This is a genomic window from Segeticoccus rhizosphaerae (assembly GCF_009192725.1).
GTDB classification, from domain to species: Bacteria; Actinomycetota; Actinomycetes; order Actinomycetales; family Dermatophilaceae; genus Segeticoccus; species Segeticoccus rhizosphaerae.
The window spans coordinates 1-11,004 of sequence record NZ_VOHR01000109.1; the positions used below are offsets into that span (position 1 = coordinate 1).

The 11,004-nt window shown below is 70.0% G+C and carries 10 protein-coding genes; 3 read left to right on the forward strand and 7 right to left on the reverse strand.

The features are described 5' to 3' along the window. Nucleotides 1-795 (reverse strand): SWIM zinc finger family protein (locus FRW57_RS23185; protein WP_203230293.1); only part of this gene is annotated, 795 nt, incomplete at its 3' end. Nucleotides 796-990: 195 nt separating this feature from the next. On the opposite strand from FRW57_RS23185, the gene FRW57_RS10640 reads away from it, so the two are divergent. Next, a complete protein-coding gene (locus FRW57_RS10640; RefSeq protein WP_137119710.1) occupies nt 991-1,440 on the forward strand; it encodes a hypothetical protein in 450 nt (149 codons plus the stop codon). Between the two features lie 6 nt (nt 1,441-1,446). On the opposite strand, the gene glsA is transcribed toward FRW57_RS10640, so the two are convergent. The 4 genes from glsA to FRW57_RS10660 form a co-directional block, all read right to left on the reverse strand. Continuing rightward, nucleotides 1,447-2,793: a glutaminase A gene (gene glsA, locus FRW57_RS10645; protein ID WP_238384438.1), complete on the reverse strand. Its 1,347-nt coding sequence runs from the start codon at nt 2,791-2,793 to the stop codon at nt 1,447-1,449. A 40-nt stretch (nt 2,794-2,833) separates the two neighbouring features. Next, nucleotides 2,834-3,631 (reverse strand): thioesterase family protein, encoded by a 798-nt coding sequence (locus tag FRW57_RS10650; protein ID WP_152185977.1) that lies wholly within the window; start codon nt 3,629-3,631, stop codon nt 2,834-2,836. A 118-nt stretch (nt 3,632-3,749) separates the two neighbouring features. After that, complete coding sequence (locus FRW57_RS10655; protein WP_152185978.1) at nt 3,750-5,243, reverse strand: catalase; 1,494 nt, start codon at nt 5,241-5,243, stop codon at nt 3,750-3,752. After that, nucleotides 5,233-5,766 (reverse strand): Fur family transcriptional regulator, encoded by a 534-nt coding sequence (locus FRW57_RS10660; RefSeq protein WP_152185979.1) that lies wholly within the window; start codon nt 5,764-5,766, stop codon nt 5,233-5,235. Before FRW57_RS10660 ends, FRW57_RS10655 begins: the two co-directional genes overlap by 11 nt. Before the next feature lie 236 nt (nt 5,767-6,002). On the opposite strand from FRW57_RS10660, the gene FRW57_RS10665 reads away from it, so the two are divergent. Continuing rightward, nucleotides 6,003-7,928, forward strand: coding sequence for an N-acetylmuramoyl-L-alanine amidase (locus FRW57_RS10665; RefSeq protein ID WP_137119714.1), 1,926 nt, complete (start codon nt 6,003-6,005; stop codon nt 7,926-7,928). A gap of 149 nt (nt 7,929-8,077) precedes the next feature. Here FRW57_RS10665 and FRW57_RS10670 read toward each other — a convergent pair whose 3' ends face one another. Next, entirely contained in the window at nt 8,078-8,434 is a 357-nt protein-coding gene (locus tag FRW57_RS10670; RefSeq protein WP_137119715.1) for a DUF488 domain-containing protein, read from the reverse strand. 164 nt (nt 8,435-8,598) lie between these two features. On the opposite strand from FRW57_RS10670, the gene FRW57_RS10675 reads away from it, so the two are divergent. After that, on the forward strand, nt 8,599-9,945 hold the full coding sequence (locus tag FRW57_RS10675; RefSeq protein WP_152185980.1) for a TrpB-like pyridoxal phosphate-dependent enzyme: 1,347 nt from the start codon (nt 8,599-8,601) through the stop codon (nt 9,943-9,945). A 79-nt stretch (nt 9,946-10,024) separates the two neighbouring features. Here FRW57_RS10675 and FRW57_RS10680 read toward each other — a convergent pair whose 3' ends face one another. Next, nucleotides 10,025-10,792 carry an SDR family NAD(P)-dependent oxidoreductase gene (locus FRW57_RS10680; protein WP_137119717.1) on the reverse strand — a complete coding sequence of 256 codons (768 nt, stop codon included), beginning with the start codon at nt 10,790-10,792 and terminating at the stop codon, nt 10,025-10,027. Nucleotides 10,793-11,004 lie beyond the last annotated feature (212 nt).

An 11,004-nucleotide genomic window follows, 5' to 3' on the forward strand; every position in this document is an offset into this window, starting at 1 on the left:
CTGGGCGGGGCCGGCAGCGACCGCGACGCCACCGCGGGCCGACTTGGCGCCCACGAGGGTGATCCCGGCCTCGCGCAGCTGGTCGAGCATGGGCCACAGCGACGGTCCGAGCTCGTCGAGGTAGATCGCCTGCCCGCCCGCGGCGTACTGGTGCCGCTGGGTGCGGGCCTGGTGGGCGAAGAAGAACTCGCTCAGCGCGTCGACGTGGGCGGGGTTGGTGGACTGGCGGGTGTAGCCGTAGCCGAGGTCGCGCCACGAGACCCCCGTCCGGATCCAGGTGCCGCGGGCGCCCTGCATCACGGGGTCGAGCTTGAGCCGGCGCGGCATCCGCGCGGCGTCTGCGGCGCTGAAGCGGTGTGAAGCCGGTCGTCGGGGCGAGACCACTTCGAACTGCAGCCCGAGGGGCACCCCCTGACGCTCCGGCGCGGCCTGCGCCTCGACGATGCCCGCGAACGGCAGCTCCCAGGACCCGGCGCCGTCCGCACCGCCCGCGCGGGTGGCCGACTCCCGCGCGGTCAGCAGCACCGCCACGACGTGCTTGCAGTTGACGCTCATCGGGCACGTGCACCGACCCTGGAAGCTGGCCGGACCGACGGTGTCCTGACCCGTGACGAGCACGGAGTAGGCCTCACGGGCACCCCCCCGGACCGTGGCGAACAGGGTGCCTCCACCGCCCTTGGTGAGCTGCTCGACGCGTCCCTCTCGCGAGTAGGCGGTGCCCCGCTGGAAGGCCCCGGAGCCCGCGACGGCGGTGATCGCCTCGTCGCTCAGCCCGTCCAGCCATCCGTGGTCCACTCTCACGAGCCTAAGGCCGGTCACGGACAGCCCGCGCACCCTGTCCACAGACCTCCCGACGCGTCCTGGCCGGATGGATCTCGTCGATGGCGCCGACTCCGTCAGGAATCGAGAAGCCTCCGGGAGCCGGCAGACCTAGTCTGCTTCGTGACGACCGGCAACCGCCGGTCCAGACCACCGAGGAGGAACGCGACCATGCCAGCGAAGAAGACTCAGACCGAGTCCGGCGGCTTCAGCGCCGCAGAACGCTCAGCGATGAAGGAGCGCGCGGCCGAGCTGCGTGCCGAGGGCAGGGCGGGCGCCAAGAAGGCCGATGGGCTGCAGGCGGTGCTCGACGCCATCGAGAAGATGACGCCTGAGGACCGCGTGGTCGCCGAGCGCGTGCACGTGGTGGTGACCTCCAACGCTGCCGAGCTGTCGCCGAAGACGTGGTACGGGATGCCCGCCTACGCGAACGCGGACGGGAAGGTGGTCTTCTGTTTCAAGAACTCCGGCAAGTTCGGCCTCCGCTACTCGACGCTGGAGTTCCAGGAGGCTGCGCACCTCGATGACGGAGAGATCTGGCCGGTCTCGTTCGCGCTCCACCGGTGGAGCCCCGTGGTGGAGAAGAAGGTCGTCGAGCTCGTGCGGGCCGCCGTCTCCTGACGGATGTCAGGCCTGACCGCCGGCGACGGCGGCCCAGGCCTCCTCCGCGCTGGTGAACTCGGCATCGGCGGACCGTAGCAGGTGACGCGCCAGAGCGTCGGTGACGAAGACGGTCACGCCGCTGGCCCGCAGTCCGGCGAGCCGGGCGTCGAGCAGCTGGGCCGAGACACCGTTGACCCTGGTCACGTGACTGAGGTCGAGCAGGAGCCAGGTGCCGACCTCCCGGATGCCGGTCTCGATGGTGAGGTCGTCGAGCGCGGTCTCGGCCGCAGCGAACTCGATCTCGCCCTGCAGCCGGCGCAGGTGCACCACGGGTTCGCGGCTGCCCGGTGTGACCGGGGTGAACGGATCGGTCGCGGACAGGTCCTCGGACCGGAACACCACGGGTGCGGACAGGCCGGTGTCATGCACGAAGTGCAGCTCGAAGCGCTCGGACAGGTCCTGCAGGGCGGCGCCACCGCGCACCGAGTTGCCGCGCACGTCGAGGCGGGGGCTGAAGGCGCCGATCCCGAACTGCGCGGGACTGGCCGCCGCCAGGCACCCTGAAACACCGCTCTTGGCGGGTAGTCCCACACGCAGCAACCACTCGCCCGCGTAGTCGTACATGCCGCACGTCGCCATGACGGTGAGGACGTGCTCGGCCACGCGGGGTTCGACCACGCGCTCGCCGGTGCGCGGGTTGGTGCCGCCCGCGGCGAGGGTCGCGGCCATCACCGCCAGGTCACACGCGGTCACCACGAGCGAGCACTGGCGGAAGTAGACCTCGACCGCCGCCTCGGCACTCGAGCGCAGTGATCCCGCCCCTCGCATGAGGTAGGCGAGCGCCCGGTTGCGGTCGCCCGTCTCCAGTTCGGAGGCGAAGGCCTCCTCGTCCATCTCCAGTGCTCTCCCGGCGAAGGCGGACAGGCAGCGGCGGATCCGGTCGAACTTCTCCGCGGGGTCACCCGGGACCAGTGACGAGGTGACGATGGCCCCCGCGTTGACCATCGGGTTGTCGGGCCGGCCGGTGCCCTCCTCGAGGCTGATCGCGTTGAACGCCTCTCCGCTCGGCTCGGCGCCGACGTTGTGCAGCACCTCGTCGAGCCCGAGCTCGGAGAGCGCCAGAGCGAAGACGAAGGGCTTGGAGACCGATTGGATCGAGAAGGGTGCCTCGGCGTCACCGGACCGGTAGAGGTTGCCGTTCATGCTGGCCAGGGCGAGCCCGAACTGGTCGGGGTCGACCAACGACAGCGTGGGGATGTAGGTCGGGATCTCGCCACCGCGCGCACCGACGTGACGGGCGTGGACCTCGTCGAGGGCCGCGGTCACCGGATCGGTGCTCGGCGCGGAGACCATGCTCGCCTCGGACGTCACGCGCTCGCTCCCTTCCCGGGCGGGATGCCGCTCGTGCTGCTCAGCGCTGCAGCGGCCGGACGGTCAGGATCTGCTCGGACCTGCCCACCGGGCCGAGTCGGTCGTGCAACACCGCCGAGGTGACACCGACACCACTGTCACCGAAGACGACGGTCGTGTCGAAGCCCACCCACCCCGGCTCGGGCGTGCGGAACAGGTGGATGGACAGGTCGGTGTTGGGAAACATCCACTCGGACGGGTGGACGCGGGTGCTCACGCCGTTGGCCGTGTCCACCAGGCCGACGAAGGCTGCAAGGGGTGTGGACCGGACGCCCTCCACGAGCGGGTGCTGCGTGCGCAGCCAGGTCTGTGCCCGGCCCGGCTGGGCACCTGGCACCTGGCGGCCCTCGAGGGATCCGATGAAGCCACCGCTCCAGCGAGATGTCCCGTCCCACGGCGGTAACGAGTCCGCTCCCGGCAGTGGCTCGCCCACGCCACCCGTGACCGCGCTGGTGTCCTGCCGCGACAGCCGCCACGCGTTCGCCCGCACGACCTGGCGCTCGCCGATGGTCATCGTGGCCTCGAGCAGCTCGATGGTGCGCCCCGGGCGGATGGTCCGCACCTCGATCTGCAGCGGCTCCGCGGCGATGAACCCATAGATCTCGAAGGTGATCCGGGCGAGCTGGAGGTCGTCCCGCGGCGCGTGCCGCTCGAGCTCGTGGGCGATCAGGCCGGAGACCGGCCCCATGTGCTGCTCCTTCTCGGACCAGACGCCCTGCACCAGCCGGGTCGGCTGGTAGCGGCCCTCGCCGAGGGGGAGGTAGTAGCTGTCGCCGTCGGGCGGAACGGAGGTCGTCACGTCGACAGCCTAGACAGCACGGCCCGGGCCCCGCGCTCGTGGAGGGCCGTCACGCAGGTATGCCGTCCGCTCGGGTGAGCGGACGGCATACCTGCGCTGTGGCTGGGACGGGCTGGAGTCAGCCCTCGCCCATGCCCTCGGCCGGCTCGGAGGCCGCGTCGGCGCGGACCTTCTCCTCGATCCGCTTGCCGATGCCCTCGTCGACGTTCTTCCAGTACTGGAGCGCCCGCTCGAGCACCTCGCCGTGGACTCCACCGAGCAGGCTCCCACTGACCTGGTCGACCAGGCGGTCGCGCTGCGCCTCGTCGAAGACCTCACGCACCATGGTGCCCGGCTGGCCGAAGTCGTCGTCCTCGGCGTGCAGCTCGTAGGCGCTGCGTACCATCTCGCCGTCGGTCTCCCAGCCCTCCTCGACCGGGCCGGTCTGGTCGGCCCAGCTGCGCCCCTGGCTGTTGGGCGCGTAGACCGGTGCGGCGCCGCTGTTCTCGTAGCTCATCTGGCCGTCGAACATGTAGGTGTTGACATCCCCGCCGTGCGGCCGGTTGACCGGCAGCTGGTGGAAGTTGGTGCCGATCCGGTTGCGCTGGGCGTCGTTGTAGGCGAACGCCCGGCCCAGCAGCATCTTGTCGGGGGACAGGCCGATGCCGGGCACGGTGTTGCCCGGGGAGAAGGCCGCCTGCTCGATGTCGCCGAAGAAGTTCTCCGGGTTCTTGTTGAGCGTCATCGTGCCGACCTTGATCAGCGGGTAGTCCCTGTGGGGCCAGACCTTGGTCAGGTCGAACGGGTTGAAGCGGTAGGTCTTCGCGTCGTCGTAGGGCATCACCTGCACCGAGAGGGTCCAGCTGGGGTGCTCGCCCCGCTTGATCGCTTCGAACAGGTCGCGGCGGTGGAAGTCGGCATCCTGGCCGGCCATCGCCGCGGCCTCGGCGTTGTTGAAGAACTCCATCCCCTGGTTGGTGTGGAAGTGGTACTTGACCCAGAACTTCTCGCCGGAGGCGTTGATCCACATGTAGGTGTGCGAGCCGTAGCCGTTCATGTGCCGCCAGGTGCGCGGCAGGCCGCGGTCGCCCATGACATAGGTGACCTGGTGGGCGGACTCGGGGTTGAGGGTCCAGAAGTCCCACTGCATGTGGTTGTCGCGCAGGCCGGAGTCGGGCAGCCGCTTCTGGCTGCGGATGAAGTGCGGAAACTTCATCGGGTCGCGCAGGAAGAAGATGGGCGTGTTGTTGCCGACCAGGTCGTAGTTGCCCTCGGATGTGTAGAACTTCATCGAGAACCCGCGGACGTCGCGCCAGGTGTCGGGACTGCCCATCTCGCCGGCGACGGTGGAGAAGCGGATGAGCATGTCGGTCGAGACGCCCTTCTGGAAGAGCGCCGCCTTGGTGTACTGCGACACGTCCTCGCTCACCTCGAGCACACCGAAGGCGCCCGATCCCTTGGCGTGCGGCTGGCGCTCGGGCACCTTCTCCCGGTTGAAGTGCGCCATCTGCTCGAGGAAGTGCACGTCGTGCAGGAGGATCGGACCATTGCTGCCCAGGCTCAGCGAGTTGCGGTCGCTCGGAGCCGGAGCACCCGAGCCGGTGGTGGAGCCTGCCGCGTTGTCATTGCTCATGTGACTTCTCTCCTTGTGGTGAGGTGGTGTCGGACACGGATGACACTGATGACATTGATGACATTGATGACATTGATGACATTGATGACACGGATCTGCCGGAGCGCTTCTGACAGCGGGGGCACAGTCCCCAGTAGGTGACCTCGGCCTCGTCGATGACGAAACCGTGGGGGTCGTCGGCCTCCAGGCACGGCGTCTCATCGACGGCGCAGTCGACGTCGGCCATGGCGCCGCACACGCGGCACACGACGTGGTGGTGGTTGTCGCCGACGCGCGTCTCGTAGCGCGCCGGTGAGCCGGCCGGTTCGATCCGGCGCAGCAGGTTGGCTTCGGTCAACGCGGCCAGGACGTTGTAGACGGCCTGGGTCGACACCGAGCCGAGCCGGGCGCGGACCTCGCGCGCGATGGTGTCGGCATCCGCGTGGGGCGTGCCGCGCACTGCGTCCAGCACCGCGAGTCGCGGTCGGGTCACGCGCAGCGAGGCGCTGCGAAGCTGGACCTCCGGGGGTGCGGACGCGTTCATCTGACTACCCCATCACTGAGAATGGAATCAGTCAAGGGATGGCGGGCAGCCGCTCGTCCGGGGTATCGCCGATCCTGACCGAATCATGACGATCCAGGGGTTGCCGGGTCTCGTGCGGCTCTGCCACGGTGGCGATGCGGACATTTCCGCCGCAGCGACACGTCCATACAAAAATTATTGACGTACAGGAACGGTGACGCGATCGACTCGGGCGGTCGCACCGGGAAGAGGTCGGAATGAAGAACGCGTTCTACAGGGCCGGCGCCCTGGTGGCCGGGGCGGGGCTGGTCGCCGCGCTCGCACCCACGGCGATGGCCGCGTCACAGCCGGACCGGGCGGTCGTCAGCGTCGACTGCGGGTGGGCGCAGCAGGGCACGGTCCGGCTGCAGGAGGCCTTCACCCTTTCCGCCGGCGCGAGCGGCGTGCCGGTCTCCCTGCTCAAGGCGGTCTCCTACATGGAGTCGCGCTGGGACGCCCATCCCGGCGAGGCCAGTGCCGACGGCGGCTACGGACCGATGAACCTGACGGCCCAGGCGACCGAGGCGTCAAACGGCAAGGGAGTGGGACCGGCCAGGACCGCCGAGTCCACCCAGACCGCACGCGTCGCGCAGCGGCTGACCGGCCTGCCGCTCGCGGCGATCAAGGGCGAGGCCGACGCCAACATCTGCGCCGGCGCCGCCGTCCTCGCCTCCTACCAGGAGGGCTCGAGCAGCGACGTCAACGACTGGTCCGGTGCCGTGGCGCGCTACGGCACCGCCGGGTCGCCCGGCAACAGCGACTCCTTCGCCAAGCAGGTCTACACGACCCTGCGCGAGGGCCAGAGCCGGGTCACGGCGGAGGGCGCGGCCGTCACTCTCAAGGCGCGCCCGAACGTGGCAGTGCCAACCGTGGCGCCCTCGGCGTCCCCGACGGACTGCCCCCGGACGCTCAGCTGCGAGTGGCTGCCCGCGCCCTATGAGAAGGACGACCCCAACGCGCCGGACGACACCGGCAGCTACGGCAACCACGACATCGCCGACCGCACCGGCAAGGGCGGGCCGAAGCTGAAGTACATCGTCATCCACGACACCGAGGCGACCTACGACCAGTCGATCAACCTCGTGCAGGACCCGACCTACCTCGGCTGGAACTACACGATCCGCTCCTCCGACGGCCATGTCGCGCAGCACATGGACGCCAAGGACGTCGGCTGGCACGCGGGCAACTGGTACGTCAACATGCACTCGATCGGCATCGAGCACGAGGGGAAGGCCGGCAACCCCGGCTGGTTCACCGAGGCGATGTACCAGAACTCCGCCTCCTTGGTGCGCTACCTCGGACTCGAGTACCAGATCCCGCTCGACCGAGCGCACGTCATCGGGCACGGGGAGGTCCCGGGGACGGTCTACGGCGCGACCAGGAACGTGCACTGGGACCCGGGCCCCTACTGGGACTGGGAGCACTACTTCGACCTGCTCAAGGAGCCGATCGGCGACCAGCAGCCGGCCACCACCAGGCTGAGCGCCGGTGACACGGTCATCGTCCGCCCGGGCTACGAGGGCAACGGCCACACCCTGACCCAGTGCGAGGAGCAGTCACCCGGGTCTGGTGACTGCGTGGCCGATGCGCCGACCAACTTCGCGGCGCTGCGCCAGGCACCGAGCGAGTCCGCCCCGCTGGTCAGCGACCCCGCGGTCCGGCCGGGCACGACCGAGGGCAGCACCGTGGTCTCCGACGTCAGCGCCCGTGCCACCGCCGGCGACAAGCTCGTCGTCGCCGAGGTCCGGGGCGACTGGGTCAAGGTCTGGTGGGCAGGTGGACCCGCCTGGGTGCACAACCCGAGCGACGACCCCATCCTGGTCAAGCGGGACGCCGCCACCGTGTCGGTGAAGGCCGGCGCGGAGTCGGCCCCGGTCTACGGGCGCGCCTACCCCGAGCCGGAGGCCTATCCGGAAACCATCGCCTACCAGCCGATCTCGCCACTGGAGTACACGATGAAGCCGGGGCAGTCGTATGCCGTCACGGACCTCACTCCCGTGACCGACTACTACCGGGCGTGGTCCTTCGACGGCTCCATCCCGGGCGACCGGACCGACGTCGTCGGACAGGACCGCTACTACCAGATCCAGCTCGCCCACCGGATGGTCTTCGTCCGGGCCGCCGACGTGGAGCTGCACCGCTGAGATGAGTGGATGAGGGGCTGCCGAGCCGGGTGTCCTGCAGGGTGGCCCAGGGGCCGGAGATCACAGGATCTCCGGCCCCTCGGTGCGTGCGCGCTGCGGTCGACCCCGCCCGGGCGTCGGCCTGCGTCGTGGGTCCCGCGGGGCGTCGGTCAGGAGGACTCGCCGAGCAGCGTCGCCAGGACCGTGGCCTGGCTGATGTCGACCGCCTTGCTCGCGGTCAGCAACGTCAGGTCACCCTCGCGGGCCGACTCGCGGAGCCGGTCGAGGCCGCCGCGGGCGTCGCCGCTCTCGAGTTCCTTGCGGTAGCGCTTGGTGAACTCGTCGAACTTGTCCGGGTCGTGGCCGTACCACTTGCGCAGCTCGGTCGAGGGCGCGACGTCCTTGGCCCAGTCGTCGAGCTGCGCGTCCTCCTTCTTGACCCCACGGGGCCACACGCGGTCGACGAGGACGCGTGCACCGTCCTCCGGTGAGCGGTCGTCATACACCCTTTTCACCCGGATGCTCATGCGTTCCTCCTGTCGCGGCTCCTCGGCGGCAGGCCGCTTCGTCGTCGCCGCCCATGTCTCGACCATAGGCCGCCCCGGCGGATCTCGCGCAGCGGAACCGGGAGACGTGAGGCATCCGGACCCCGTAGCGTCGGGGCGACACCCGCCGGCAGAAGGAGAGTCCGATGGACCAGCACAAGTTCATGCTCGACGAGTCGGAGATCCCCACCCACTGGTACAACATCGTCGCCGACCTGCCGACGCCGCCGCCGCCGCTGCATCCGGCCACGCACGAACCGGTGGGTCCCGACGACCTGGCGCCGCTCTTCCCGCCGGAGCTGATCGCGCAGGAGGTCACGACCGAGCGATTCGTCGAGATCCCTGCGCCGGTCCGCGAGGTCTATGCGCAGTACCGCCCCTCGCCGCTGATCCGGGCACACCGGCTCGAGCGCAAGCTGGAGACTCCGGCGCGCATCTACTACAAGTACGAGGGCGTTTCGCCCGCCGGGTCGCACAAGACGAACACGTCGGTGCCGCAGGCCTACTACAACTCGATCAACGGCATCACGCGGCTGACCACGGAGACTGGCGCGGGACAGTGGGGGACGGCGCTCGCGTATGCCTGCTCGCTGTTCGGCCTGACGTGCGAGGTCTGGCAGGTCGGTGCCTCCTATGACACCAAGCCGCAACGTCGCACGATGATCGAGGTCTTCGGCGGCACGGTGCACCGGTCACCGAGCAGGCAGACCGCGTCGGGCCGCGCCTTCCCCGAGGACCACCCCGGCTCCCTCGGCATCGCGATCTCCGAGGCCGTCGAGCTGGCCGCGCAGGACCCGGAGGCGAAGTACGCCCTGGGGTCGGTGCTGAACCACGTGTTGCTGCACCAGACGGTGAGCGGCGAGGAGACCTTGCTCCAGCTGGCCAAGGCCGGCGAGGACTCCGTCGACCTGCTGGTCGGCTGCGCCGGTGGCGGGTCGAACTTCGCCGGGCTCGCCTTCCCCTTCCTGCGGGAGAAGCTGGCCGGCAAACTCGACCCGCGCATCCTCGCGGTCGAGCCCACGTCCTGCCCGACCCTGACCCGGGGCGAATACCGCTACGACTTCGGCGACACCGCCGGGCTGACTCCGCTGATGAAGATGTACACCCTCGGCCACGACTTCGTCCCCACACCGATCCACGCCGGCGGCCTTCGCTACCACGGGATGGCACCGCTGGTCTCGCACGCCGTGCACGAGGGACTGATCGAGGCGACCGCGCTGCACCAGACGGAGTGCTTCGAGGCGGCGGTGGAGTTCGCCCGCACCGAAGGCGTCATCCCCGCGCCGGAGTCGTCACACGCCCTGGCCCAGGTGCGCCGGGAGGCGCTGGCGGCCAAGGAGTCCGGGAAGGAGCAGGTCATCGTCGTGCTGCTGTCCGGCCACGGACTGCTCGAGCTCGGTGCCTACGACCAGTTCCTCGGCGGCCGGCTGCAGGACGACGAGCTCTCCGAGGAGTCCTTGCAGACGGCGCTCGCGGCGGTGCCGCAACTCTGACCTCGACCGCTCTCCGAGTTGTTGCTGGGAGAAGGCGTCACATGCGACGCCTTCTCCCAGCGACAAGTGGAGGTGGAGGTCACCAGGGGATCGGTCCGGACCTGTCGTAGAAGCCGCCGGTCGGGCCGTCCGCGCCGATGGTGGCCATCGCGACGATCGCGTCGGTGCCCTCCTCGATGTCCTGATGACCCTGGTGGTCGTTCAGGTCGGTCGCGGTGTAGCCCGGGTCGACGGCGTTGACCCGCATGCCGGGCAGCGCCTTGGCGTACTGCGCAGTGACCATGTTGAGGGCGGCCTTGGACGAGGGGTAGACGAGCGACTGGATGCGCGACTCGAGCCGGTCGACGTCGCTCGTGACACCGTGCGAGCCAACCCCGCTGGAGACCATGACGATCCGCGCTGCCCGCGAGGCGTGCAGCAGCGGCAGGAAGGCGTGCGTCACCCGGACGGGCCCGAGCACGTTCACGCCGTATGGCGCGAGGAAGTCCCCGGCGACGGTCGCCTCGACCGCGGTGCGGCCTCCGGTGATCCCCGCGTTGTTGACCAGGACGTCCAACCTCCCGCTCTCGGCGGTGACGACCTGCACCGCCTCCGCCACGGACTCATCCGAGGTGACGTCGAGCAGCAGGTGGCGGACGTCGGCGCCGTCGGTGGCGAGCTCGGCGGTCGCGGCCTTGCCCCGCTCCGGGTCGCGGGCGCCGAGGTAGACGGTCCAGCCGAGGGCCGCGATCCGGCGCACGGTCTCGCGGCCGAGGCCCTTGTTGGCGCCCGTCACCAGGGCGATGGTGGACGTGTTGTCGTGGGGTGCCGTGTCGGCGCTCTCGGGCGCCCTGTCTGTGGTGTTCATGGGCACCACGATCGACGTCATCGACGGGGCCATCCAGTGCCGGATGACCCTGGGAGCAGCGGTCCTACCCTGCGGCCGCCGCGGTGCACCATGCTGGAGGAGTGGATCGACAGGAGCTCGCTGCGGTGCTGCGCACCGCACGGCAGCGGATCAGCCCGGCCGACGTCGGCCTGCCCGCCGGGCCGCGCCGCCGCGTGGCCGGCCTGCGCCGC